At 70.8% G+C, this 25,391-nt stretch carries 23 protein-coding genes; 11 read left to right on the top strand and 12 right to left on the bottom strand.

The window, feature by feature from the left end:
* Position 1: 1 nt before the first annotated feature.
* Positions 2 to 2,641, top strand: coding sequence for a cyanophycin synthetase (gene cphA / locus QWU11_RS10705; RefSeq protein ID WP_290104975.1), 2,640 nt, complete (start codon positions 2 to 4; stop codon positions 2,639 to 2,641).
* A gap of 48 nt (positions 2,642 to 2,689) precedes the next feature.
* Here cphA and QWU11_RS10700 read toward each other — a convergent pair whose 3' ends face one another.
* The 4 genes from QWU11_RS10700 to QWU11_RS10685 form a co-directional block, all read right to left on the bottom strand.
* Entirely contained in the window at positions 2,690 to 3,295 is a 606-nt protein-coding gene (locus QWU11_RS10700; protein ID WP_290104974.1) for a response regulator transcription factor, read from the bottom strand.
* A gap of 95 nt (positions 3,296 to 3,390) precedes the next feature.
* A complete protein-coding gene (locus tag QWU11_RS10695; protein ID WP_290104973.1) occupies positions 3,391 to 4,050 on the bottom strand; it encodes a hypothetical protein in 660 nt (219 codons plus the stop codon).
* Positions 4,051 to 4,310: 260 nt separating this feature from the next.
* On the bottom strand, positions 4,311 to 5,180 hold the full coding sequence (locus QWU11_RS10690) for a C40 family peptidase (protein WP_290104971.1): 870 nt from the start codon (positions 5,178 to 5,180) through the stop codon (positions 4,311 to 4,313).
* A gap of 701 nt (positions 5,181 to 5,881) precedes the next feature.
* Complete coding sequence (locus tag QWU11_RS10685) at positions 5,882 to 6,766, bottom strand: chaplin family protein (RefSeq protein ID WP_290104970.1); 885 nt, start codon at positions 6,764 to 6,766, stop codon at positions 5,882 to 5,884.
* A gap of 602 nt (positions 6,767 to 7,368) precedes the next feature.
* Here QWU11_RS10685 and QWU11_RS10680 point away from each other — a divergent pair.
* Positions 7,369 to 8,229 (top strand): aldo/keto reductase, encoded by an 861-nt coding sequence (locus tag QWU11_RS10680; protein ID WP_290104969.1) that lies wholly within the window; start codon positions 7,369 to 7,371, stop codon positions 8,227 to 8,229.
* A 4-nt stretch (positions 8,230 to 8,233) separates the two neighbouring features.
* On the opposite strand, the gene QWU11_RS10675 is transcribed toward QWU11_RS10680, so the two are convergent.
* From QWU11_RS10675 to QWU11_RS10665, 3 genes are all read right to left on the bottom strand, one after another.
* Complete coding sequence (locus QWU11_RS10675; protein WP_290104968.1) at positions 8,234 to 8,608, bottom strand: VOC family protein; 375 nt, start codon at positions 8,606 to 8,608, stop codon at positions 8,234 to 8,236.
* Complete coding sequence (locus QWU11_RS10670; protein WP_290104967.1) at positions 8,605 to 9,225, bottom strand: TetR/AcrR family transcriptional regulator; 621 nt, start codon at positions 9,223 to 9,225, stop codon at positions 8,605 to 8,607. The genes QWU11_RS10675 and QWU11_RS10670 overlap by 4 nt, the downstream gene beginning before the upstream one ends.
* Positions 9,226 to 9,648: 423 nt before the next feature.
* Entirely contained in the window at positions 9,649 to 10,008 is a 360-nt protein-coding gene (locus tag QWU11_RS10665; RefSeq protein ID WP_290104966.1) for a hypothetical protein, read from the bottom strand.
* A 378-nt stretch (positions 10,009 to 10,386) separates the two neighbouring features.
* Here QWU11_RS10665 and QWU11_RS10660 point away from each other — a divergent pair, with 378 nt between their 5' ends.
* From QWU11_RS10660 to QWU11_RS10640, 5 genes are all read left to right on the top strand, one after another.
* A complete protein-coding gene (locus tag QWU11_RS10660) occupies positions 10,387 to 11,205 on the top strand; it encodes an SAM-dependent methyltransferase (RefSeq protein ID WP_290104965.1) in 819 nt (272 codons plus the stop codon).
* Positions 11,206 to 11,233: 28 nt separating this feature from the next.
* Positions 11,234 to 12,106 (top strand): helix-turn-helix transcriptional regulator, encoded by an 873-nt coding sequence (locus QWU11_RS10655; protein WP_290104964.1) that lies wholly within the window; start codon positions 11,234 to 11,236, stop codon positions 12,104 to 12,106.
* Between the two features lie 310 nt (positions 12,107 to 12,416).
* Positions 12,417 to 13,316: a hypothetical protein gene (locus QWU11_RS10650; protein ID WP_290104963.1), complete on the top strand. Its 900-nt coding sequence runs from the start codon at positions 12,417 to 12,419 to the stop codon at positions 13,314 to 13,316.
* A 223-nt stretch (positions 13,317 to 13,539) separates the two neighbouring features.
* A complete protein-coding gene (locus QWU11_RS10645) occupies positions 13,540 to 14,523 on the top strand; it encodes a hypothetical protein (RefSeq protein ID WP_290104962.1) in 984 nt (327 codons plus the stop codon).
* A gap of 60 nt (positions 14,524 to 14,583) precedes the next feature.
* Complete coding sequence (locus QWU11_RS10640; RefSeq protein WP_290104961.1) at positions 14,584 to 15,354, top strand: IPT/TIG domain-containing protein; 771 nt, start codon at positions 14,584 to 14,586, stop codon at positions 15,352 to 15,354.
* 53 nt (positions 15,355 to 15,407) lie between these two features.
* Here QWU11_RS10640 and QWU11_RS10635 read toward each other — a convergent pair whose 3' ends face one another.
* Positions 15,408 to 16,766, bottom strand: coding sequence for a hypothetical protein (locus tag QWU11_RS10635; RefSeq protein WP_290104960.1), 1,359 nt, complete (start codon positions 16,764 to 16,766; stop codon positions 15,408 to 15,410).
* A gap of 208 nt (positions 16,767 to 16,974) precedes the next feature.
* Between QWU11_RS10635 and QWU11_RS10630 the strand changes: the two genes are divergently transcribed.
* Positions 16,975 to 18,486: an ROK family transcriptional regulator gene (locus QWU11_RS10630; RefSeq protein WP_290104959.1), complete on the top strand. Its 1,512-nt coding sequence runs from the start codon at positions 16,975 to 16,977 to the stop codon at positions 18,484 to 18,486.
* A 1-nt stretch (position 18,487) separates the two neighbouring features.
* Here the strand turns inward: QWU11_RS10630 and QWU11_RS10625 are convergent, their stop codons facing one another.
* Both QWU11_RS10625 and QWU11_RS10620 read right to left on the bottom strand, forming a co-directional pair.
* Complete coding sequence (locus QWU11_RS10625; protein ID WP_290104958.1) at positions 18,488 to 19,411, bottom strand: hypothetical protein; 924 nt, start codon at positions 19,409 to 19,411, stop codon at positions 18,488 to 18,490.
* 43 nt (positions 19,412 to 19,454) lie between these two features.
* Positions 19,455 to 19,979, bottom strand: coding sequence for a hypothetical protein (locus tag QWU11_RS10620; RefSeq protein ID WP_290104957.1), 525 nt, complete (start codon positions 19,977 to 19,979; stop codon positions 19,455 to 19,457).
* A 39-nt stretch (positions 19,980 to 20,018) separates the two neighbouring features.
* On the opposite strand from QWU11_RS10620, the gene QWU11_RS10615 reads away from it, so the two are divergent.
* From QWU11_RS10615 to QWU11_RS10605, 3 genes are all read left to right on the top strand, one after another.
* On the top strand, positions 20,019 to 20,975 hold the full coding sequence (locus QWU11_RS10615) for a YafY family protein (RefSeq protein WP_290104956.1): 957 nt from the start codon (positions 20,019 to 20,021) through the stop codon (positions 20,973 to 20,975).
* Between the two features lie 164 nt (positions 20,976 to 21,139).
* Entirely contained in the window at positions 21,140 to 21,871 is a 732-nt protein-coding gene (locus QWU11_RS10610) for a choice-of-anchor P family protein (RefSeq protein ID WP_290104955.1), read from the top strand.
* A gap of 568 nt (positions 21,872 to 22,439) precedes the next feature.
* Positions 22,440 to 23,288: a hypothetical protein gene (locus QWU11_RS10605; RefSeq protein ID WP_290104954.1), complete on the top strand. Its 849-nt coding sequence runs from the start codon at positions 22,440 to 22,442 to the stop codon at positions 23,286 to 23,288.
* A gap of 256 nt (positions 23,289 to 23,544) precedes the next feature.
* On the opposite strand, the gene QWU11_RS10600 is transcribed toward QWU11_RS10605, so the two are convergent.
* Both QWU11_RS10600 and QWU11_RS10595 read right to left on the bottom strand, forming a co-directional pair.
* Positions 23,545 to 24,156, bottom strand: a complete 612-nt coding sequence (locus tag QWU11_RS10600; protein ID WP_290104953.1) for a class I SAM-dependent methyltransferase — start codon at positions 24,154 to 24,156, stop codon at positions 23,545 to 23,547.
* Positions 24,157 to 24,375: 219 nt separating this feature from the next.
* Positions 24,376 to 25,371 (bottom strand): NAD(P)/FAD-dependent oxidoreductase, encoded by a 996-nt coding sequence (locus tag QWU11_RS10595; protein ID WP_290104952.1) that lies wholly within the window; start codon positions 25,369 to 25,371, stop codon positions 24,376 to 24,378.
* Positions 25,372 to 25,391 lie beyond the last annotated feature (20 nt).

Here is a 25,391-nt window from a genome sequence, read left to right as displayed (position 1 = left end):
CGTGCACCTGGACCATCTGCGCTGGCTCGGTGGCCCGAATCTCTACGTCTCGCGGCCGGTGGCGATCGCCCGTATCGAGCTCGGGGAGCTCACCGGGCGCGAGACCACGGACTTCACCGGCTTCGCCGAACGACTGGCGCCCCTGCTTCCGGGCCTGGCCCAGCATCACTGCTCGGCCGGGCGCCCCGGCGGCTTCCTGGGCGCGATGGCCCGCGGCACCTACTTCGGGCACGTCACCGAGCACGTCACGCTCGAGCTGTCCGCCATGATCGGCCGCGAGGTGTTCTTCGGCCGTACGGTGTGGGCGGGCGCGCCGGGCCGGTACGACGTCATCCTGGAGTGTCCGCGCGACGAACCGGCCGGGGCCTCGGTGGTCGAGGACCTCCTCCGGCTCGGGATGCGGACCGTCACCGAGGTGCTGGCCGGCCGGACCCCGGTGCTGACCGCGGACCTGGCCGCCCTCGCCTCCACGCACGGGCAGACCCGGCTCGGCGTCAGCACCGCGGCGCTGGCCACCGCGGCGCGCCGGCGCGGCATCCCCGTACGCCGGATGGGCCACCTGAACCTCCTGCAGCTCGGGCACGGATGCCACCGCAGGATGGTCTGGGCCGCGATGACCGACCGGACCTCGGCGGTCGGGATGGAGACCGCGGCGGACAAGATGCTGACCAAGTGCCTGCTGGAGGAGGCCGGTCTCCCGGTGCCCAGCGGCTACGTCGTGGGATCCGCCGAGGAGGCCGTCGGGGTGTTCCAGGACATCGGCGGGCCCGTCGTGGTCAAGCCGCTGACCGGCCACCACGGCGAGAAGGTGTCGATCGAGCTGGCGGACCCCGCCGAGGTGGTCGCCGCCTTCCGCGAGGCCGCCACCGTGTGCGAGGACGTCCTCGTCGAGGCGTACGTCCCCGGCCGCGACCACCGGGTGCTCGTGGTCGGCGACAAGGTCGTGGCCGCCGCCGAGCTGAGCCCGGCGCGAGTGACCGGCGACGGGCACTCGACCATCGCCGAGCTCGTCGCGGTCGCCAACGCCGACCCGACGCGCGGTGAGGGCCACGACCGCCCGCTGACCCGGCTCGCGCTCGGCGACACCGAGCTCGCCCACCTCGGCCGCCATGACCTGCATCCGGGCAGCGTGCCGGCGGCCGGCGAGGTCGTCCCGCTGCGCCGGAACGCCAACCTGTCCACCGGCGGCACGAGCAGGGACGTCACCGACCGCGTCCACCCGGACGTCGTACTGCTGTGCCGCCGCGTCGCGGCGACGGTCGGGCTCGACGTCTGCGGCATCGACCTGCGGCTTCCCGACATCGGCGCGCCCGTGCCGCCGGACGCCGGAGGCATCGGGGTGATCGAGGTGAACGCCTCGCCGGGCCTGCGCATGCACCTCGCGCCGTACGAGGGGCGGTCGCGCGACGTCGCGGCCGAGATCATCGACCAGATGTACCCGCCGGGCGTGACGGCCCGGGTGCCGCTCGTCACCGTCACCGGCACGAACGGCAAGACCACGACCGTGCGTCTGGCCGCGCACCTGCTCGGCCAGGACGGCCGGCGCGTCGGCATGTGCACGACCGAGGGCGTCTACGTGGGCGACGACCTGATGTACAAGGCCGACGCCTCCGGTCCCCGGTCGGCGCAGATGGTGCTGGGCAACCGCACGGTGGAGACGGCCGTGCTGGAGGCCGCGCGCGGCGGCATCGTACGGCGCGGGCTCGGCTACGACCGGGCCGACGTCGCGATCATCACCAACATCACCAACGACCACCTCGGCGTCGACGACATCGTCGACGTGGACGACCTGGTCGAGATCAAGGCCCTCGTGGCCGAGGAGATCCGGGTCGGCGGGCACGTCGTGCTCAACGCGGACGACCCGCGCGTCGTGGAGTTCGCCGCGCGCCCGGCCGTACTCAGGCGCAAACCGGTCATCCGCTACTTCGCCCAGTCCGCCGCCAACCCCGTCATCGAACGGCACCTGCGCGCGAACGGCGTCGCCTACTTCACCGACGACGGCTGGCTGGTCGAGGCGGAGGGCCGCCGCAGGAGCGCGCTGTTGCCCGTCGGCGAGGTCGCCGGATCGTTCGGCGGGCGGGCCGACTACATGATCGCGAACGCGCTGGCCGCCGCCGCGGCGGCGCGGGCGCTCGGCGTGCCGGCGAGCCTGGTGACGAGTGGCCTGCGGACCTTTGAGCCGCATCGGTGCAACCCCGGGCGTGGCTGCTCCTTTCGCATCGAGGAGACCCCGGTCGTGGTGGACTACGCGCACAATCCCGCGGCGGTCGCGGCCGTCGGCGGGCTCCTGCGCCGCGTGTGGGGGCGCGAGGGCGTCGCGGCGGTCACGCTGCCCGGCGACCGGTGCGACGACCTCGTGATGGACACGGCGCGCGAGGTCGCCCGGTGTTTCGACCGCGTGGTCGTGTACGAGGACGAGGACCTGCGCGGGCGAAGGTCCGGTGAGATGACCCGGCTCATCATCGACGGTCTCACCGAGACGCGGCCGGACGTACGGATCCATACCGCGGGCGATCTGAAGGACGCCGTCGGCATCGCGCTCGGCCTCGCCGTGCCCGGCGAGCCCCTGCTGCTGCTGTACGAGAAGCTGCAGCCCGTCGCCGACCTCCTGCAGACGCTCGGCGCCACGCCGGCCCGGTGAGCCGCGCCGGCCCGCGGCCTCCGGCGAGGCGCGCGGGCCGGCCGCGGGTCAGAGCCATTCGTGCTCGTTCGCGATGCGGATGGCGTCCAGCCGGTTGCGCGCCCCGATCCGGACGAAGGCGCGGGACAGGTGGTTGCGCACCGTCTTCGCGCTCACCGACAGCAGCGCGGCGATCTCGTCGGTCGTCGCGCCGTCGGCCGCGATCCGCAGGACCTCCTGCTCACGGGGGGTCAGCGGATTCTCGTTGATGGCCCGTGCCGTACGGGCCAGGTCCGGGTCGACCACACGCCGGCCGGCCGCCACCCGGCGGACGCACCAGGTGAGCAGGTCGACGGGCGCCTCCCTGGTGATCAGGCCGAGCGGCTGGACGGCCAGGGCGCGGCTGAGGCCGCCGGAGTCGCCCGAGCCGACGAGCATCACCGCGGCGCAGTCCGGAAGCGTCTCCCGCAGCTCGGTGGCCACGGCGGCGCCTCCGGCGGGCGGCAGGTCGACGTCGATGACGGCGACCTCGGGCGAGGTTTCGGCGGCGGCCGTGACGAGCCCGCCGCCTTCGTCGAGCTCGGCGACCACATCGATCCCAGGTTCGCGGGTGAGATAGGCGACAAGACCGATGCGCAGCAGATGCACGTGCTCGGCGACGAGCGTACGGATCACGAGTCGTTCCCCCTTGTGTACTGATCGAACAGCTCCCGCTCCACGGAAGGCACTGGGGTGTGCCGGCTACGAGGCGGTACCGGCGCGACTACGCGTTAGTCAGGGGAGAAGGACGGTTTGTCGGCGATAATGCGGCTGGCCGTGACGGTCGGCTGTGCCGTGACGGTCCAGATCCCGGAAGCCGGCAGGGCGAGGCGCGGCGCGGCGTCCGTACCCGATGAGGACTTGCCCGCGGAGCAGTCGTTCTCCCCGGAACCGGAGCTCGGGAAGGGCATCGGGGTGATCAGGACCGGGCGCGCGACGCGCGGCCGCGGAGTGTGCGTGATGGCGCCGGTCGCCTTCATGGGCGGCGGCGGTCGTGTCGCCCGGCCGGCGGGCGGGCGGTCCGGATGACCTCGTACGGCCGGCGAGGCCTTGGGCGCGTGCGGGACGACGGAAAAACGGCGGTGCGGCGGCGGGAGAGCGGCCCGGCGCGAGTGGCAGCCCTGGTCGCGCCGCTCCGCCGAAACACGCTCTCTCCTGAGCGTGTCGCGCGGGGTGCGGGCCGGTCGTACGACGGTGGGCCGTGCGGCGGCCACGCGGACGCTTCTCAAGGCACGGTACCCGGACGGCGGATGCGGGGCTCTGGCCTGCGGAGACGCCGCGTTGCGGGGCCGGAAGGCGTCGGCGTGCGCCTCGGCGAGAGCGCCGAACGCCCAGCACACGATGATCATGCCGACGCCGGTCAGGAGGAGGCGGGCGACGTGCACGGTCACGGCGCGGAAGGCCGTGAACCGGGCACGACGCGCCGGTAAGTGGCCCTCTCCGTGGACCGATGGGGCGCCGGCCGGACAGGCCGTTGTCCGGGGCGCCGATCGTGGCGACCCCGGACAACGCACGTCTATGGCCATCTCCCCCGCCCCCGCCAATAACGGCTTGATCGGAATTTTCCCCAGCGGATTTACATCAATCCATAAACACGAGGATGTCCGATCCCGGCCGTTATTCGCGGGTCAACGCGGCAGGACGAGCGGAATCATGGCGCGTCTCCGAGGAGCGACCGCAGGTCGAGGCCGTCTCCGGCGTCGCCCAGGTCACCGCCGTCGTCATCGCCTCGGCCGTCGAAGTCGCGGTCGAACCGCTGTTCGTCGTTCTGCTGCTGCACCGACGACCGCGGCCAGTGTGGACGCGGCCTGGGACCTCCGTGATCGCCCGGCGGCGGCTCGGGCTGGTGCCGTCCCCGGTGCCGCGCCGCGATGAGCGGGATCGGCAGGGTGATCGGCCTCCGCTCCGGTTCGGCGGCCGGCGGGGTCTCCACCGGCGGCTGTTCCGGATACACGTCCGAGTCCTGGTCGCCGGGCTCGATGTCCGGCGGGGCCGCTGCGTCGTCCGGCCAGGTGATCTCCGGGACCGCCACGTGGCCGTGCGGGCGATGTGACGCGTGCTCGTCCGCGTGACCGGCGAGTGTACGGACCCAGTGCGGCCATGAGTGGTACGTGGGTGCCCCGGGACGCGCCGCCCCGGCGAACGTCCGGAGCCGCCAGCCGGACAGAGTGCCCTGCTGGACCCGGGCGCCGGTGTGCGGCGCGTGAAGGAACCGGCGGCGGCCGACATAGATGCCGACGTGGTGGTCGCCCGAGAAGAACACGAGGTCTCCCGGGCGAAGATGGTTGAGACCCACCTTCCTGTGGATCATCCGGTGCTGGAGGTCCGCGCGGTGCGGCAGCCGGAGGCCGGCCTGCCGCCAGGCGGCCATCACCAGACCGGAGCAGTCGTAGGTACGCGGCCCGGCGCCGCCCCACTGGTAGGGCTTGCCGATCTGCCGGTAGGCGAACCGCACGGCCCGCCCCGCCTTGGCGCTCTGGACCCGCATCCGGGCCAGATAACGCTCGTAGGAATGCAGCACGTGCAACCGCCGCTGCGTTGGTACGGCTGAGGTGAATTCTTGAGAGCGTGGCAGCGTACGGGCCGACGCGGCGAGTGGCGTCGCGACGACCAGCACGGCGCTGATGCCCAGGACAGGACAACGCAGTAACACTGGAGCAGCCAATTTGGCCCAGAGACTCCAGGCTTGCGACTTCGCCTGGTCCACCGAATCCATCTACTGACCTCCAAAGGGTGCGTGTGAGCCTTTCTTCGCATCAGCAGATACCCCGTCCCCCAGGCCTCGTATCATCGCCTCTTTTCGCCGCAAGACTCGCCATCGTGATTTAAATTCAAGGCCATTACGCCAAAGTAAAGCAGGGGTATATCGATGACCTTATAAACCCCAATGCCACCGCACAGAAAGTGCAAGGGATACGATGTAATTTCATCGTCTCAGCCACGAGAATCGACAACACGGGACGAGATAGCCGCCCGCGACCGGATTCATGGCGGGTGAACGGGAGAGATCGGGATTTGACACCGTCTGGCCCCGCCCCGCGGAGGTGTCCCGTGGCCCGAAAACGAAAAAGGGCGACCTCGCGGTCGCCCTTCGACACCGATTCCGGGGCCGGCACGCCTGGCAGAAGAGCGTCCGCCCGCCCGGTTCTCCCGGGCGGGCGGACGGATGATTCGCTGGACGTCGAGGAATTTCCTGGTCGTCAGCTTCGGCCGAGCGGACCGTTACGGACGGACCGCACGGTTGCCGAGCCACCCGCTCGACGCCGACCCTTCGCAGGCCGCGGTGGCCGTACCGCCGAGGGCGCCGGCGTTGCCGCAGATCCGGACCGGCGTGTTCACCGGAGCCTCCACCTGGTTGCCGCCGAGCACGCTGTTGTCACCGGAGGTGCTCATCTCCACCACCGGAGTGGCGGCCGGAGCCTCGGCGGGCACGGCCGCCGGAGCTTCGGCCGGTGCCTCCACGGGCGCCACCTCAGGTGCCACCTCGGGCTTCACCGCCGGAGCCTCGGCGGCGACGGCGACCGGCTTGCCCGCTGCGCCGATCGCGGCGATCGGCGCACCGACCGCGGCCGTCGGTGCACCGACCGCGGCGTTGGACGCCTCGGCGATGGCCGGGGCCGGGGCCGGGATCGGGGCCGGCGGGGCCGGGGCGGCGATCTCGCCCTGGCCACCGACGCTGGCCGCGCCCTTGCACGAGGCTGTGCCGATGCCGTTCGCGTTGGAGATGGCGTTGCCGCAGATGTCCATCTGCGTCGGGTTCGAGTCGTCCGTGGGGACGGACGCGAGCCGCGCCTCACGGAAGCCGCTCAGCAGGTTGACGCTGTTGCCGTAAATTCCGATCGGGGCCGTGATCGGAATGAAGAACTGGTTGCCGCCGAGAATGCTGTAGTCGCCCGACGTGTCATCCGCATTGGCGATGCCGGCACCGGCCGCCGTAATAGCGGCCGCGACCAACGCCATCCGGGCGGCGCGAACAGTCCATTTATGCATGTCTCCCCCAAGGGTGTTGATTTTATTCACTGGTAATATGGGAGGTTCGCGCCCGGTGATACGGCGGCGCGCGATCCGCGCCGCCTCCCAGGGCGCACAACCGGCGATGTGGATCACCGCTCGGAGTTCTGGTGAATGAGGATTCTCGGGGACGAGGCGGAAATAGGCCGGATCCCGGCGATAATGGGGGCGAAGCGCACGAGGCTCAGGCGGCGATCGTTACCGACGACAAGTGTCGTCATCCACACCTTCAGCCGTTGCCGCTTCACACACCCTCCGTGTGGCCGGTGATTTCAGAAACGTCGCACCCCGATGCTGATCGAACGCAACATTAACACCGTGCCCCGTGGCGTTCGTTAGACCCGATCGAGGTACGTAAAATAGCCTCCGACTTGCCGGGTGATTTAAAAATATCTTGCCCGCTGCGGTCCATGTGGGCACCATTCGGAGTAAACAACGGGCAATGTGCCATCCGTTGCGGGGTTGCAATATTTGACGGTCTCCTTGCGTCTACCGCGCCACCGAGAAGGCCACAGAATGCCCGTCGGTATCGGATATCAGGTTGATTCGTACGGTGCTCTGCGGGATCGTCGTGGAGTTCTGCGCGGACGAGGCGGCGCAGGGAGCGCGCTGCGCCGAGGTGACCTTCACCGCCGCGGCTCACGCCGAGACGGACGCGTGACCGCTGAACGGCGCAGGGCGAGCGTAAGTTGGTTCGCATGACGATCGAGACCGCCGAGTTCGGGCGCACCGGCCACGAGAGCACGCGGGTGATCTTCGGCGCGGCGGCGCTCGCCGAGGTGCCCCAGCGGGTCGCCGACGAGACCTTCGATGTCCTTCTCGAGTACGGCGTGAACCACATCGACGTCGCCGCCTCCTACGGCGAGGCCGAGGTACGACTCAAGCCGCTGCTGGCCCGCGAGCCGGACCGCTTCTTCCTCGCCACCAAGACCGGGGAGCGTACGGCGGCCGCGGCCCGCGAGGAGCTGCACCGGTCGCTGGAGCGGCTGGGCGTCGACCACGTCGACCTGCTGCAGCTCCACAACCTCGCCGACCCGATCGAGTGGGACGTCGCGCTGAGCCCCGGCGGCGCGCTGGAGGCCGCGATCGAGGCGCGCGAGCAGGGCCTCGTACGCGCGATCGGGGTGACGGGTCACGGCGCGCAGATCGCCGCCACCCACCGGCGCAGCCTGGAGCGGTTCGACTTCGACTCGGTGCTCCTGCCGTACAACTACGTGACCATGCGGAACCCCTACTACGCGGAACACTTCGACGCGCTGTACGCGACCTGCCAGGAGCGGCAGGTCGCGGTCCAGACCATCAAGTCGATCGCGCTGCGCCACTGGCGCGACCGCCCGCACACCCGGTCGACCTGGTACGAACCGCTGCAGGAGAAGGGCGACATCGACCTGGCCGTCTGGTGGGCGCTGAGCCGTCCCGGGGTCTTCGTCAACAGCGTCGGCGACGTCGGCCTGCTGCCCCGCGTGCTCGACGCCGCCGCGCGTCACACCACCACCCCGGACGAACAGGCGATGAGCGCGCTGGCCGAGCGGTCGGCGGCCGAGCCGCTGTTCGTCTGAGCCGTCAGGCCGGGGACATGACCTCATAGAGGTTGCGGGCCGCGTCGGCGAAGAACAGAGCGCGCGGGCAGAGCGGATGGTCGACGCGGCCGTTGGCGGGCGTGCGAGGGCTGTTGCCGAAGGGCACGTCCAGCTCACGGACGCGGGCGAGGATCCGGTCGAAGGTCTCCGGATCGACGTCGAACGCCAGATGGTGGCCGGCCGGCTCCTCGACGGTCATGAAGTCGACGGTGAGCTGCTCGTTCACCCTCACCGGGGCGAAGTGCCCGTGCGCGCCGGCCGGCGGCAGGCACTCCAGGCCCATGACCTGGGCGAAGAAGCGCGCGGCCTCGACGTTGTCCGGCGCGGTGACGATCGTGTGGTTGAGGGTGACGGTCACGCGCCGGCTCCTTCGGCCGCGAGGGCGCCGTGGAGGAAGACCTCCACGAGACGCTGAGTGCTCGGCCCGCCCGGCTCCTCGCCGCGCGCGCGGGAGAACAGGAGCCCCAGGAAGATCGACGCGGCCTCCTCCGGCGGGAGCCGCAACGCGTCCTGGTCCGGGTCGAACAGCTCCGCGACGGCCGCACGGATCACCGCGGCCGACTCCTCGCGGCTTGTGGCCGGGGGACGCTGTTGCTGGGCGCCGGGGCGCGACCGGTGGCCGGACGCGTGCAGCGCACCGGCCAGCGTGCCCATGCGGGCGAGATAGGCGCTCAGGGCGTCGGCGGCCTCGGCCAGGCGGCCGTCCAGCGGCTGGTCGAGCGGGACGGAGGCGATCTCCCGTACGGCGTGGTCCGGGCGGACCGCCTCGGCCATGCAGGCGTCCAGGAGCTCCTCCTTGTCGGTGAAGGCGCGGAAGATGGTGGCCTCGCCGATGCCGGCGGCCCGCGCGACCCGGCTGGTGGTCACGGCGGCGCCGTACTCCGCCACCAGGGGCAGCGCCGCGGCGACGATCATCTCCCGGCGCTGTTCGGTGCTCATTCCCGGCGCGCGTCGCCGGGTGGTGGGTTCGCTCATACCGCCGAGCGTACGGAGTGAGTGTTCACTCCGTCAAGGTGGAGTGAGTGGTCACTCCGCTGTCTCTGGCGTCAGCGCGAGGTCGCCGTACTGCTGGACGACGTAGGCGTCCCGGCCCGGTACGTGGTCCACCGATGCCCACGAGCCCGTACGGGTGCCGCGCTCCAGCCCTCAGAACGTGCGCTCAACCGCCTCGTCGCCCTCGCCGTGGTAGAGCCGGGTCTGCACGCTCGGCACCATCGCCGCGATCGCCAGATCCGCGCGTCGGAGTCCGCGACGAGACGGCGCGGTTCCAGCCGCGTGAGCGTCTCCTCGGCCGTACCGTGAACGAAGTCGAACGCCGCGCGGGCACCGGCCGCTGCGAGCGCATCATCATGTAGCCGGCCCGGCTCGGGAACCGGCCCACCGCCGAACCGTCGCCCGTCACATGGAGCCGCGCCAGCCAGCCGTACCCATGACCGGGCGAGAACGGCACGGCGATGGCCCCACCCGGACGCGTCTGCTCGACCCACGCGTCTCCTCCAGCCGGAGCTCTTCCAGAAACGTCACGACGACACCCGGCGCCGAGCACGAGGAGGACGCGAGGCCCTCGCCGGTCGTGACGTCACCGGTCCCGCCGTACAGCCGGGTGATCAGGGAGGCGTCGGAGTAGGCCGCGTCCCACCAGCCGTCCTCGTCGGCCGCCCGGTCGACCGGGTAGCCGGGGCCGGCCCGTCCGGATTCGCCCAGGCGACCGGCGGGACGAACAGACGCCGAGGTATGGCGTGCAACGCCTCCCGCCACCGCGAATCATGCAACTCGTCCTGCGCGGCGAGCCGGTCGGCGAGCCGATCCGCGAGAGCCCGCCGGTCGGTCACGGATTCTTCTTGCCGTCGCCGGAGTTGCTGTCCGTCTTATCGTCCCCGGACCCCCGTGAGCCTTCCTGAGTGACCTGCCGAAAGTCACCTATTTGCGGTCAGCCCCAACCCCGGGTTCATGGCCGCCGGGCCGGCCGTCTCGCTTGGTGTGGTTCGGCGTGCGGGACGATTTCATCTTTTTCAGCGGACATCCGGCATAGGGAGTCGCAAATAGCCACTAGAGGACATCGTGCCCGGCTCTCGTACGGCTGCGTATAGGTTGTGCGGGAACGGCGGAAAGACTCATCTTGGGAGATGTTCCTTCGTGACCCAGGAGCCCTCACACGGCCTGCAATCCTCCCCCGAGATCGACACCACCGTGTCCCACTCAGCACGGGTCTGGGACTACTGGCTGGGCGGCAAGGAGAACTACCCCGTCGACCGCGAGGTCGGCGATCGCATCGCGGAGATGTTCCCCGACATCGTCGAGCATGCCCGCATGGACCGGGCGTTCCTCGGACGCGCGGTGCGCTACCTGGCCACGGAGGAGGGGATCCGGCAGTTCCTCGACATCGGCACCGGCCTGCCCACGGTCGACAACACCCACGAGGTCGCCCAGCGTGTGGCGCCCGAGTCGCGCATCGTCTACGTCGACAACGACCCCCTTGTGCTCGCGCACGCCCGCGCCCTGCTGACCAGCACTCCCGAAGGCGCGACCGACTACATCGATATCGACATGCACGAACCCGCCGCCATCGTGAACGCGGCACAGCGCACACTCGACTTCTCCCGGCCGATCGCCATCACCATGCTCGGCGTTCTCTGGCATATCGTCGACGATGACGAGGCGCAGTCCGTCATCGACCAATATGTCGACGCCGTGCCGCCCGGCAGTTATCTCGCCATCGCCCATCCGACGATCGCGGTCACCGGCGAGAGGATGGCCGAGGCCATCCGGCACTGGAACGAGTTCGGCACACCGCCCGGCATCCACCGCACGCCGCAGCAGATCGCCGCCCTCTTCCATCGCCTCGAACTCGTGGAGCCCGGCGTGGTCTCCTGCACGCGATGGCGGCCCGAGGCCACGCTGGACGGCGAGCCCGAGGAGATGGACCTGTTCTGTGCCGTCGGCCGGAAACCGTGATCTACCGTCCCCTCACGGTGAGGCCGGCATGACCGACGCGCTGCACGAAAGGCCGGTCGGGCCGACGGCGACGCGCATGGTCCTGGGGGTCATGCTCCGGCGGTTGCGTGAGGCCCGCAACATCAGCCTCGAACGCGCGGGCGAGGCGATCCGGGCGTCGCACGCCACGATCCGCCAGCTCGAGCTGGGCCGGACCGGGTTCCGGCTGCGCGACGTGGTCGACCTGTACGACCTGTACGGCGTCACGGACCACGCCGAACGCGCGACCCTCCTCGGCCTGGCCCGGCAGGCGAACGCCCGCGGGTGGTGGCACGCCTACGACGACGTCGTGCCCCACTGGTTCGAGGCCTACCTCGGCCTCGAACAGGCCGCCGGCGTCATCCGCACGTACGAGGTGCAGTTCGTCCCCGGGCTGCTGCAGACCACGGAGTACGCCCGCGCGGTGATCCGGCTCGGCCACCACCACCGCCCGGAGCCGGAGGTCGAGCGCCGCCTCGCGCTCCGGATGCACCGGCAGGACATCCTGCGGCGTCCGCGGCCGCCGTACCTCTGGGTCGTGATCGACGAGGCGGCCCTGCGGCGGCCGATCGGCGGCGCGGCGGTCATGTTCGCCCAGCTCCAGCGCCTCATCGACCTCTCCGAGCTGCCGCATGTCACGATCCAGCTGCTGCCGTTCAACGCGGCCGGCCACGCCGCCGCGGGCGGGCCCATCACCCTGCTGCGCCTGCCCGAGCCCGAGCTCCCCGACGTCGTCTATCTCGAGCAGCTCAGCAGCGCGGTGTACCCGGACAGGAACGGCGACCCGGACTACTACCGGGACATCATGAACCGCCTGGCCACGCAGGCCGAGCGCCCGTCCGCCACTCCCGGCATCCTCCGGCGGATCATCCGGGAGCTGTGAGGCGTACGGGCCGGGCGCGTTCTTTGCGGAACCCCGTCCACCCGCCGGGCGGTCACTTGACATCCCCTTAGCTGAATCTGTTTCGGTTACTGCCGAGTAAGCATGTCCGACCACTGCACAAGGCCGCTCAGAACTCACCAGGACACCACATGAGCTGGCTTTTCCCACATAAAGGAACGATCCAGAACGGTGCCGTACAAGTAAGGACTGTCGAAACTGATCACCCCGAGACGGAGCAACCCGTACTAGTGCAGCATTAGCCCCAAGATGGGCGAACCGCCGTTAAGCCGGGCAACGAGAGTGGCGGGAAATGACACGAAAGCTTCCAGTCAACCCTGCGAAGGCGAGCTTCCTCGCCGACCTGAGGGCGTTCCAGAAGCAGTGCGGGTCCCCGTCGTTCGGCGAGCTGGCCGCCATCTCCAAGAAGCAGCTTCCCGAAGAGCGTGACCTGCCGGAACTCTCGACCACGGCCCTGTCCGAGACGCTCAACGGCCGCCGCGTGAACCTCCCCACCGCGGCGTGGCTCGCCTCGTTCGTCCTGTCCTGCGAGCAGTACGCCTGGAAGGTGGGGAAGTTCACGGCCGAGCCGGGGCCGGAGAGCCTGGCCTCATGGCAGGCGAAGCTGGCGGCGGCCGAGGAGGCCGCCGGCAGCGCCTCCGCGCCGGATACGACGCCCGAGACGCCCACCGGCGACGTGCTCTCGTTCCCGCCTCCGGCCAACGGGCCCGCGGAGGAGACGGCGATGCCGGGCTTCACGCTGACGCCCGCCGAGGCCGCGTACATGAAGAGCCTGGGACCGTACGGGCGGGCGCTGCTGGCCGGGTTGGGGAGCGGAGACCCGGACGTCGCCTACCGGGTGGCCGTCGTGCTCGCCGCCACCACCGACCACCGAGAGGTGGCCGCCTCCCTGCTGATGGGGCCGGGGACGATCGGCCACAAGCCGGCGCTCGCCCTGCTCGAGGCCGGCATGGAGCCCACTTACACCACGACCATCGGCGAACATGCCTGCGAGCTGGGCGCGGCGGCGGCCGACCGCGGCGACGTCGAGGCGGCCGTCGTCTTCTACGGGTGTGCGGCGGGGTGCTGCTCGCACCTGGGCACCGTGGAGCTCGCGGCGATCCTGTTGGCCGAGCGCGGCCTGAGCGGGGTCGCGGAGGCGATCAGGGCCGCGAACCGCGGAGGAACCGACCCGGCGCCGAAGCGCCCCTGAGCGTCATTTCCGGCCCGGCCGGATCACGGCCGCGATAGAGCCATCCATCCGGGAGTCGCTTTCGTCCCGGACCGTTCTGCTCCGTACTTGATCGCTCTGACCTGCACTTCGTCCGTTCCGATCTGCGCGATCTGCCGACGAAGCGGTGAATGGCGGGAGAAGGTGCCGGTGGGCGGTTGCGGTCGTCCGATTCCGACGAAACCTCAGGAAACGAGAGAGCCCGATGCGTCCTCCGCTCACCCGAACCGGCACCGCCCCGGTGCCGTACGGGCCGAGCGGGGAGGGCACGGGCCGGCCGCAGCCGCCCGAGACCCCCGTCGGCCCGCGGTCCGCGAGCGAAACGATCATCGGTATGGCTCTCACGGCCACGTGGATGCTGACCACCGGCCGCCGGCTGGACCAGCCGCCACTGCTGCACGAGCTCACCGCCGACCAGCTCGTCGACTTCTGGGCCGACGACCACAACGGCGGGACCGCTTCCGGCTCCCGCCCGGCACAAAGGTGTGACATGACGGACAGCCCGACCTTTGAGTCGCCGACACGCGTCACCGATCCGACGCACTGCGGCATGATCACCATCGATATCGCCGAGTTCGGCCGGCGGGACTCCGAAGTGCAGGTCTTCCTGCGCGAAGCCGTCTACCGGATCGCCAAGGCCGCCTGCACCGCCAGTGGCGTGCCCTGGGACGCCTGCCACGTCGAGGACCGGGGCGACGGTCTCGTCCTGATCGCCCCGCCCGACGTCAGCGTCCTGTCCCTCCTCGACCCGCTGATCTTCCAGGTCCGCGCCGCCCTCCGTACGCACAACCGGACGGCGAGCTCCGCCGCCCGGCTCCGGCTGCGCATCGCGGTACACGCCGGGTACGTCCGGTTCGACAGCCACGGCGCGACCGGGTCGCAGGTCATCCACCTGTTCCGGATGGTGGACGCGCCGAGCGTGAAGTCCGAGTTCGCCGCCAGCGGTGGTGACTGGATCGTGGTCGTCTCGGACTACCTCTACCAGGAGGTCATCCTCGCCGGCCCGGGTCTCATCGACCCCGAGGTCTTCGCGCCCGTGGTCGTCTCGGTCAAGGAGACCTACTGCCTGGCGTGGGTCTGGCTGCCGCAGCGCGGGCGCGGGGGAACCCCTGTCCGTCCGGCCGATCTCCCGCCGTACGGCCCGCGACACGTCCGCCGCATCCACCGGCGGCGGGACGGTGGGTCATGAGCGGACCGAAACATAACGGTACGTACCTCCGATGTCACGAGTGTGGCCGGTGAATCCCCCGTGGGGAGGCAGCACGCGAAGACACGCGACGTCCTCATCGTCATCGCGGTCACCCTCCTGGTGACGCTGCTGCTGATCTACGTCCTCATCGCGGTGTGGCCGCCGCCGCCGACGTCGCGTACGGCGGGAAACGGTGCCGTGCGCCTGTTCGGCCGCGCCGCGCGGATGTCGCTGGAGACCCGGCTGTTCGTGATCGTCGCGGTGGCGGGCGCGCTGGGGGCGCTCATCCACTCGCTCCGATCGCTGTACTGGTATGTCGGCAACCGCGCGCTGCGCCGGAGCTGGCTGCTGATGTACGTCTCGCTGCCGTTCGTCGGCGCGGTGCTGGGCCTCGTGGTCTACCTGGTGCTGCGCGGCGGCCTGACCAGCTCGGTCGCCCAGTCCTCCGACGTCAACCCGTACGGCATGGCCGCCGTGGCCGCCCTGGTCGGGATGTTCTCCCAGGAGACCTCGGAGAAGCTGCGCACGGTCTTCGCCACCCTGCTGGCCCCGGCCGCGGCGGGCCGGGACCAGGCCCTGCCCGCGCGTGTGGTCTCGGTGCTGCCCGCCGAGGGCACGGCCGGCACCGTCGTGACGCTGCGGGGGGTCGGCCTCGCCTCCGCCCTGGCGGTCGCCTTCGGCCGCGCCGAGGCGGTGGCGGAGGTCGTCTCGGACAACGAGATCAGGGCGATGGTCCCGGACGGGGCGGACGACGGGTATCCCATCGTGAAGACCCCGGCCGGTCCGGTCATCAGCCCGGTGGAGTTCCGGGTGTCAGGGACGGTCGCCTGACCAGGCGGGGTCGAGCACTCCCGGAGCGATCTCGGGAAGCACGCCGTTCTGGGTCAGCCCCACCCCGTCGGCCGTCGCGGCGTGGCCGAACTCCACCGAGAAGTCGTACGTCCCGCGCTCGGGGTCGATCGGCCCCATGACCAGGCAGCTGTAGAGGTCGGGGGGCCGCCGGCCGGGCCTTTGACGACGAGGCTGTTGGAGACGACGATCCAGGTGCCGAGCAGGCTGGTCGCGCGTTCGGCGGCGATCTGCTCCCAGCGGTACCGCATGATCGGCTTGGAGAAGATCGGCACCAGCATGTGGGAGACCCCGCAGGCGATCAGCTCGCGCTCCCAGTTCACCGACTTGGGGAAGTCCTCGCAGATGAGGATCGCGAGCCGGCCGAGGGAGGACTCCAGGACGTTGACGGCGGCGCCCTGCTGGATGTACTCCTCCGCGGACCTGCCCTTCGGCGCGCCGGGGATGCCCCAGCTGACGATCTGCTTCTCCACCAGCGTGAAGTTGCGCAGCTTGTCCTGCGTCATGATGATGTCGCCCGTACGGCGGTCCATCAGAACGGCGCGGTTGTGCGGCGGATCGTCGCTGCCCACCGGCCCGCTGCCGATCAGGATCCAGCGCAGTGACGCCTTTCTCGTCGCCGTACGGCGCGCCTCCGACCGCCAGTAGTCGAGCAGGCCGTTCGACAGTGTCCCTTCGGGCATCACGCCGATGCGCGCACCGCTTTCGTCGAGCCTTCTGAGGATCGCGCTGATCCGTTCGCGAAGCCGCTGCGAATCGGCCGGCGCGAGGCGATAGACCGTCTGGCCATGGCGTTCGATGAAGTCGATGTCGATATCGGCGAAGTTGCCCAGCACGGGGGCGCAGCCGACCGGGATCGGCTCCTCGGCGGGGAAGTGCACGTCGTGGGCCGGGTCGATCACCTGCTGGCGGACCTCGGTGCCCCACCAGTCGGCGGGCACGCGGTGCACGCTGAAGAACTCGCCCTTCGCCTTCTTGCGGGAGGGCACGCCCGGGTAGGCGCACCGCGGCAGCAGCGCGCCACCGTCGATCTTCCCGGAGGCGAAGCTCCCGGTCTCGGCGTACCGCGCCGCCAGGTAGGTCAGATTTCCGTGGGAAAAGGCGCCGCTGAAAGGGCTGACGTCGGCGAGGGCCGCGTCGATCCCGCGAAGGACGGTGAACATGCCCCGATAGTCGGCCGGTTCCTTGATTATCCGCCCCACCGTCGCCTCGGCGACGCGCCCGGAGTCGGAGAGTTCGTCGTACACCTCGTTCGCCAGCTTCTTGACCTTGGGGTCGCGACTCCAGGCCATGGGATCCCACCCACGGAACAATGATTCGGGGAGCGCGTCATAGAGCTGTACGAACAGATCAGCAGGATCGACCGAGTAGATGGATCGGACGAAGTCGTTCATGTGATCCTAGGGCAGATTAAGACGTACGGTATTGCATGGTAACCCGTGAGTAGTTAGCAAACGATGCGGTTTGCCACAGAGGCCGTTCGACCACCGTTATGGCGTCCGCTCTGATCCTTTGCGGTAAAGGTGAGGATCGTCACTTGACATTCACTTGACGTCGACGCACCATGGGTGGACCCGATGGCTCTGCAACCCGAGGTGTGCGATGAGCGCTCCAAGCGACAGTCGTCATGGCCAGGCCGGTGACCGCCGTGCCGAGGTCGAGCGCCTGATCAAGGTCTTGGAGGACAGTCCGGACGGCGCCGACCGGCAGCTCAACACCCTCGGCATGCTGATCACCGACGCGTCCCTGGACGCGGACGAGATCGCCCTCGCGGAGGCGCACGACGGCCTGCAGTGGCTCTATCGCAACCACGAGCAGCAGGCTCCGGAGTTCCGCGGCCGGCTCCAGGGGTTGCTGGACGTCACCCAGTGGGCGCTGCGGCGGCTGCCCTCCCGGCTGCAGCTCGCCCTCGTGCCCAGCGGTCACGCGGCCCGGTTTCTCGTCGCCGTCATCCAGCGGCCGGGGCTGTCCAACCAGGAGATCGCCGCACGCATCGAGGCGGACGAGACCGAGGTGAGCCGGGTCGGACGCCGGCTGCTCGCCGCCGGCGTCGTCATGCGGCGCAAGGAGTGGCGCCACAACATCTGGGACGCGACCCCGCGCGGACGCCAGTACGCCGAGAGTTCCGGCCTGCTGACCAAGGCCGCGCCCGCGCCGCCGACCACGGCGGCTCTCGGCGTCGGTGTCGTGGTCCTGCCCCACCGGCTCGTCGGTGTGGTGACCGACCGCCGGGCGCGGGTCATGACCTGCCTCGAGCAGGAGCTGCCGCCGCTGCTCGACTCGATGACCACGGCCACCGAGGTGGCGGACTTCGTCAACCACCTGCTGAAGGGCGTCCCGGACGCCGACGCCGAGGCCTCCGTCATCGGCGTGCAGGTCGGCGGCCACGTGATCCCGGAGAGTGGCCGCGTGGTCTTCGCGCCCAACCACGAACCGGAGGTCCCGCTGACCGGCGCGTCACTGGCCGGGATGATCGAGGACGCCACCGACCTGCCGACCGTGATCGAGAACGACGCCAACGCGCTGGCGCAGTACGAGCGGTCGTTCGGCGACGGCCGCGACACCGAGTGCTTCGCCACCGTCATCCTCGGCGAGGGCATCGGCAGCGGCCTCATCGCCCACGGGCGCATCTCCCACGGCGCCCGTTCGGCCGCCGGCGAGATCGGCCACGTCGTCGTGGAGCAGCCCGGACGCGCCTGCCAGTGCGGCAACAAGGGGTGCCTGGAGACCGTGGCGAGCGCGCCCGCCATCATCGGCATCGCCCAGGAGAGTGGCCTTTCCGTCTCCGACCTGGACGCGGTGCTGACGCTGGCGAACGAGAAGGACGGGGCCGCGACGGCGGCCGTCGAGCGGGCCGGCCGCGCGCTGGGCCGTGCCCTGTCGATGCTGCTCAACCTGACCAACCCCGAAAAGGTCATCCTGTACGGCCCGCAGGGGCTGGTCGGCAGCCCGGGCACCCACGCGTCGGACCTGTTCCTCGACTCCGTACGCGACGCCCGCGACCAGTACACCTTCCCGACCACCGGCACCGACTGCGAGCTCATCGCCAAGCCGCTGTCCGGCGAGGTCGAGGCCAGAGCGGCGGCGGCCGTCGCCCTGGCCCGGCATCAGTGAGTCAGTTGTTCCACGGCATGGTCGGGAACCAGCCGTAGCCGAAGGCGGCCGGCAGGCGTACGTCCCAGTAGATGACCAGGAAGGCGCCCAGAGCCAGGAGAGCGACGCCGGCCATGGCACTGGCGCGGCGGGGCCGGGCGGCGATCCACCGGCCGAGGGCGCCGCCGCCCAGAACCGCCATCAGGAAACCGAGCAGGCCCACGACCAGGATGTTTCCCAGCGACTGCAGGCCGAAGGTCAGCGCCCCGGCGAACGGGTTGTGCGTCGCCACCGCCCAGTCGGCGAGCTTGTGGAAGAGCGGGTACGGCCGGCCGATGAGGAATCCGCCGATGAGCGCGCCCAGCACCAGGGACCGGGCGCGCGGCCGTGCCGCCAGGGGATCGGGGATCAGGCCGAGCGATCCCAGGCCCAGGAAGACGAAGATCAGGCCGATCACGCCGAACGCCACCACCGACTGCAGCAGCCGTTCCGGCATCCCGTTGCCGATCACGCGGGTGGACAGTTGCGGCAGGTCGGAGCCGATCAGCACCCCGACGAAGCCGTACGCGACCGAGACCGCCAGCATGCCGCCGACGATCCAGCCCAGCGTGGCCAGCGGCGCGGTCCACCGGCTGCGTTCGGCGCCGGTGACCTGAGGCAGCGCGCCGAACACCGCGAAGTTGCAGGCCGTGAACGTCCCGGCGAAACCGGAGACGAACGCGAAGATCGCCGCGCCGGTCGTACCCCCGATGGCGCTGGTCTCGGCGCTGTGCCGCAGCACGCCGTCGGCCACGTTCTGGCCGATGGAGTCGTCGACGAGGTAGGACGACCAGATGACGGCGAGTAAGAGACCGCCGACGACGCTCGCGCCTGCGAGCGCCCAGGCGCTGCGCCGGCCGACGACGGAGGAGCGGGAGGAGGGGACCGAGTCGACCACGGCGGCCATGACAGACCTCGCAAACGGCAATCGATAACGGTGTGATGTCCCGTTACGTTAGAGAGCCGTCGCCGCTGGGGCACCTCCCAGATTGCGCTTGCCAACGGCCTCCCGTGGTGCCTTCGGGGAGTGAGTCGGCGAGGTACGCGTTCAGGTCGGGCCGGTCGGGCGCGAGCATGTGGCGTACCCAGGCGTCACGCTCGTGGATGATCGGCGGGAGCTCCCAGACGCAGCCGATGAAGTTCTCCTCCAGGACCGTGAAGTGCGTCGAGTCGCCGTCCGGGCAGCCGAGCACGGGCTGGCCGGCCGCCGCCGCACGGAAACGCAGCGCGTTGTCCCACGCCCAGCTGTACGCGTTGAGGTAGGCGCCGTCGTCCGTGCCCCGGTGCAGGACGACGAAGGCGGCCGGGGGCGTCCCGTCGGGCTCGGGCAGCAGCTTCGGCAAGATCGCGTACGCGGCCTCCTCCACCTCCGGCTCGATGCCCGCCGGGTCGGCGGTCACGTGGTAACGCTTGATCCGGCGCCCGCCCACCTCGATCGGCGGGTGCACGCGCAGCAGCTTCTCGGCGAATGTCATGGCTGGACCGTACGGCCGCTCCACTGCCATCTTGTGTCAGTGAAGTCGAGCCGGCTGCTGTCCATCCTCCTGCTCCTCCAGACCGGCGGACGGCTGACCGCCGCGCGGCTCGCCGCCGAACTGGAGGTCTCGGTACGCACCGTCTACCGCGACATCGAGGCGCTGCACGCGGCGGGCGTCCCGCTGTACGGGGAGGCCGGGCATGCCGGTGGATACGAGCTGCTCGCGGGCTACCGCACCCGGCTCACCGGGCTGAGTGCGCCCGAGGCCGAGGCGCTGTTCCTGTCCGGCCTGCCAGGGCCCGCCGGCGAGCTCGGGCTCGGCTCCGCGCTCGCGGCCGCCCAGCTCAAGCTGCGCGCCGCGCTCCCGCCCGGCCTGCGGGCCCAAGCCGACCGGATGCGCGGACGCTTCCACCTCGACGCGCCCGGCTGGTACGCCCCGGACGACGACGTACGCCACCTGCCCCAGGTCGCCGACGCGGTGTGGAACAGCAGGGTGGCCGACGTGCGCTACCGCCGCTGGAAGGAGCCGACCGACGTCGACCGGCGGCTGGAGCCGTACGGGCTCGTGCTGAAGGCGGGCCGCTGGTACGTCGTCGCGGGGCCGGGGCCGCGGACGTACCGGGTCGACCAGATCCTGGAGATCACCGTGCTGGAGGAGGTTTTCGATCCTCCGGAGGACTTCGACCTCGCGGGCTACTGGCGGGGCTACCAGGCGGACTTCCACGCGCGCCTGCACCGGGACGAGGCCGCCGTACGGCTGGCGCCGGCCGCCGCGTCACGCCTCACGGGCGCGGCGGCTCGCGCCCTGGCCGCGACCGGGGTGGAGGAGCCGGACGGGTGGGTACGCGCGGTGCTTCCGATCGAGTCACTCGACCACGCGCACGGGAGGTTCCTGGCGATGGGCGCGGACGTCGAGGTTCTCGACCCGCCTGAGCTGCGCGAACGCCTCGCCGGTACGGTCCGCGCCTTGGCGGCGCGCTACGCCCGGTCCTGAGGCCACGTGAGGAAGTCGGGCCCGCCGTGCAACCGAAGCGGCCGCTCGTGCGTACTCAACGAACGCAGATGACTCTCCGAAAGGGTTCGCGGGCGGCGCAGTAAAGCCGCCCCTGGCGAACCCTCGACGAGCGCTCCACCCCGCGTCCTTCAGGAGTCGAAATCGTGCGTTTGAAGCTTTTGACCAAGTCCGTCGCAGTCGCCGGCGCGCTGGCCGTACCGGCCACGGTCGTGCCCGCCGCCGTCGTCGTGGCCGCCGTGACGGCGACCTCCGCCGCCGCCGCGAGCCCGGCCGGAGGTGTCTCCTCGGCGTTCGGCGTGTCCGCGACCGGCCTGGTCAACGTCCCGCAGATCCCCGCCGTCTCCTCCGCGACCGGCACCCACGACAAGAGCCTGGCCGAACTGCCGGCCAACCCGCTCGTGAAGCTGAAGGTCCTGCACACCTCGGCCGTGGCCGGGCGGTCGCGGGCCAGCGTCGTGGACCTGAGAGTCGTCCGGGCCGCCCTGTCCGCCCACCTGATCACGGCCAAGTGCGTCGACGGCCAGGGTTCGTCGCACCTGGTGAAGGCCTCGCTCGCCGGCCGGCGGCTGGCGGCCGACGCCGCGCCGAACAGCACCATCGCGGTCCCGGTCGGGGGCGTCGGCACCGTCTCGGTCGTGCTGAACAAGCAGGTCAGGGGGGCCGACGGCAGCCTTACGGTGACGGCCGTCGAGGTGAACCTGACCCTCGCGTCGGGCAAGGCCGAGACGATCGACATCTCCTCGGCCACCTGCGCCGCGGGCGGGAAGACGCCGCCGGCACCGCCGACCACGCCCGCACCGACCCCGACGACCACCCCGCCCGGGCAGGCACCCGCGCCGATACCGGTCCCCACCGACCTGCCGGTGACCGGCTGACCCTGCCCCTCCCGCGGTGACGTGCGCGGCTCCGCACCGAGCCCGCACGTCACCGCTTTTTCCCGCGCTCGGTGCGTGCCGCCGCGATCTCCTACTTCCAGTGGCCGCCGTGTGACGGACACACCAGGCCGCTGTTGTCGCAGTCCCGGCAGCTGTGCCGGTCACCAAAGATCGACTGGCCTGGCCTTCCTTTGCAGCTCTGGCATGTGACCAGTGACTTTCCACACTTCTGGCATCTTAGATTCGGCATCGCGCCCGACCTCCCCGTCGTCAGCGCTTGAATTGCGCGTCAACCCGTGTCCGGATATCGCACCTTTATCGACCTCTGTTACCAAGGAAATTGATTCCACGATATCCGCGCATTCCATGGAAGAGTGGAATGCGTTTCGTGCCGTTATTCATCCGCCTGATCCACACCGCCGCCCCGGATACGCCCCGGTTTCGCCCGGCTGTCGACCGGTTATCGGACAGCCGCGCTGATGTGCTTGTGGTGGAGGGGAGACCGTGAGGCTCGTCTCGCAGGTGTCACGGTCGATGGGAGAGCCAGGGGGATTCGGAGGGGAAGACGATGCTGCGTCTGACGCAGGAGCTTGAAGGGGCGGTCGTCGCCAGGTGGTGCCGCGACTCGGCCGGCCGGGGGATGCGATTCGACGGGACACGGACGCCTGAGTCGGCCCGGCTCCGGTGTTGCCGGGCGGTTCTGCGGTTTCTCGACTCGCTGGCCCCGGAGTCGGACTTCGCGGCCGTACGAGTGGAGCGCGCCGCCCTGCACGGGTTGATCGACGTACGGTCCTCGTCCACGCTGTACGCGACGTTCGGGCAGAGTGCCCGGCACTCGCTCGCCGGCCGGCTCACGCCCGAGCTGTCGGCGGCTCTGGGCCGGCGGAAGGTCGGCGACAACGTTCTTGTCGAGACGAAAGTGCTGAGCTACCGGCCGTACCGTGACGCGTGGCTGGCCGGCCTCGACGAGAGCGAACACCTCGACCGGCGGGTCGCCGCCGAGTCCCTGGTCCGTATCCTCGCCCGCTGGGCGCGGGGGAACCCCAGACTCGCCGCCGCCGGCGGTCACCTGCCGCCGCTTTCGGCCATCGAGGATCTGCGGCTCATCGGCCGGCAGGCGGCCGGGATGCCGGAGATCAGAGCGTTCCTGTCGTACGTGTCGGCGACGGCGACGCACCCGCGCGGGCTGAGTCCGGAGGCGGTCCTGGAGACCGTCGACGACGAACTGATCGCTCTGCTCGGCTTCACGCGCAGGCCGCACATCAGCGAGATCCTCAGCCAGATCGCCGAACCGCTGGCCGAGATCGAGTACCTCCTGCCGCGGCTCGGCTCGGCGGAGAGGGATCTCGTCACGGGGGAACTGGAGCCGCGCTTCGCCGGGCTGATCCGCGTGCTGCGAGGGGAGAGCGTCGCCTGACCCGGCCCGGCGCCGGGGCCTCGCTCGCCGGCGACGGGGCCCCGGCGCTTCCAGGTTCAGCCCGGCACTCGCGGCCATGAGGCGGGCGAGAGCGGCCCGTTCGAGGGGCACCGGGCGTTCCTCCAGCAAGCCGTTCCTGATCGCGTGGACGGGAAGCGCGAGCTCGGGGGAGGCTCGCGGATCGAGGCCGGCCGTCGGACGCGAGCCGACCATGTGGCGGGCGCGGGTCCCGGTCGCCCGGGACCGCGCTCGTCTTTCAGAGGCGTCGGAGCCTGAGGGTGTTGTCGGTACGGGTGACGGTCTGCCCGTCGGGAGCGGTCTGGGTGCGTTCGTGCTCTTCGGCGACCTGGACCTCCCACTCTCCTTCGGGGAGAGCCAGGTCTTCCAGCACTTCTTGAGGCGTCGGCAGGTGCACGTCGCCGTGGGCGTGCTCCTCCCACGGCGGGAGGCCCGCGTGGCCGACGATCAGGAGGACTCCGCCGCGTGCGACGGCGTCGGCCGCCGTGCGCAGGATCTCCTCTCGCGGGAGTTCGCCGGGGGAATGCAGGAAATGGGCCGAGACCAGGTCGTACTCGCCGGCGGGGAACGAGGTGGCGAGGTCGTGCCGCTGCCAGTCGATGCGGCCGGCGACGCCCTCGGTGGCGGCGTGGCGGGCGGCGCGTTCGAGGGCGACGGCGGAGATGTCGACCGCGGTCACGCGCCAGCCCTTTCCAGCGAGCCAGATCGCGTCGCCGCCCTCGCCGCAGCCCAGGTCGAGGGCGCTGCCCGGGGTCAGGGCGGCCACCTCGCGGACCAGTGCGTCGTTGGGACGTCCGCTCCAGACGCGGTCGCTCTCGCGGTACCGCGCGTCCCACAGCTCCTGGCTCATCGCGGGCTTCCTTCGCGCTGTCGCAGGTCCCACGGTCGCTGGATCATGATGCGTCTCCTTCGCGGTACCGCGCGTCCCACGGTCGCCGACTCATCGCGGGCTTCCTTCGCGGTATCGCGGTCGCTGTTCGCCGCGCGCGTCTCCCTTGCCGTACCGGGCGTCCATGCCCGCCGCGCATCGCGCGTCCGTTCGCCGGACCGCGCGTCCCGCTGCTCCGGCTCATCGCGCGTCTTCCTCGCCGTACCGCGCGTCCTGGGGTTCCCGGCTCAGCGCCTGTTCCCTCTCCGCGACGGCACGCCGGGTCTCCTCGGCGATGAGGTCGGCGTTGATGGCGGCCCCGGCCCGTACGCCCGCGGCGGCCGAGCCGATGACCTGGTCGAACGGGGCGGCCACGTTTCCGGCCACCCACACTCCGGGGGCCTCCGTCGCACCCAACGGGTCCGCGGCGATGTAGGTGCCGACCACGTGCTCGCCCATCCGCTGCTCCGTCGGCTCCAGGCCGAGGCCGGCGAGCAGCTCGGCGCGGGCGGTCAGGCGGGTGGTCGTCGTCAGGGCGTCGCACGGGACCACGTCGCCGGTGTCGAGCCGTACGCCGGTGAGCCGGTCTTCCACGATTTCCAGGCAGGTCGCCCGTCCCACCGCGATCCGGATCTCGCGGGCGGCGAGCCGGGTGTCGTCTTCCAGGGGTTCCGCGGTGAGGAGCGTGATGTCCTTGCTCCACTGCCGCCAGAGCAGGGCCTGGTGGACGGCCATCGGCCCGGTGGCCAGGACGACGATCGCCTGGTCGCGTACCTCCCAGCCGTGGCAGTACGGGCAGTGCAGGACGTCGCGCCCCCAGCGCTCATCGAGGCCGGGAACGTCCGGAAGTTCGTCGACGAGCCCGGTGGTGACCAGGAGGCGGTCCGCCGTGACGGTGGTGCCGTCGCCGAGCGCGACGCGGAACCCCTCGTCCGTACGCTCGACCGCGGTCACCGTACCGGTGACGATCTCGCCGCCGTACCCGGTCACCTCCCGGCGGCCGTTGGCGAGGAGCTCGGCGGGTGGGATGCCCTCGTTGGAGAGGTATGTGTGGACGTGTCCGGCCGGGGCGTTACGCGGCCGGCCGGCGTCGATCACCAGGACCTCGCGGCGGGCGCGGGAGAGGGTGAGCGCGCCGCTCAGGCCGGCCGCGCCACCGCCGATGATCACGACTTCGTAGTGCGTCTTCGCTGTCATGCGGCGATGGTGCGGCAGAG

The organism is Actinomadura sp. DC4 (genome assembly GCF_030406325.1).
Taxonomy (GTDB): domain Bacteria; phylum Actinomycetota; class Actinomycetes; order Streptosporangiales; family Streptosporangiaceae; genus Actinoallomurus.
Note: the sequence above shows the minus strand (reverse complement) of the source record. Positions and strands in the feature narration are given on the sequence as shown.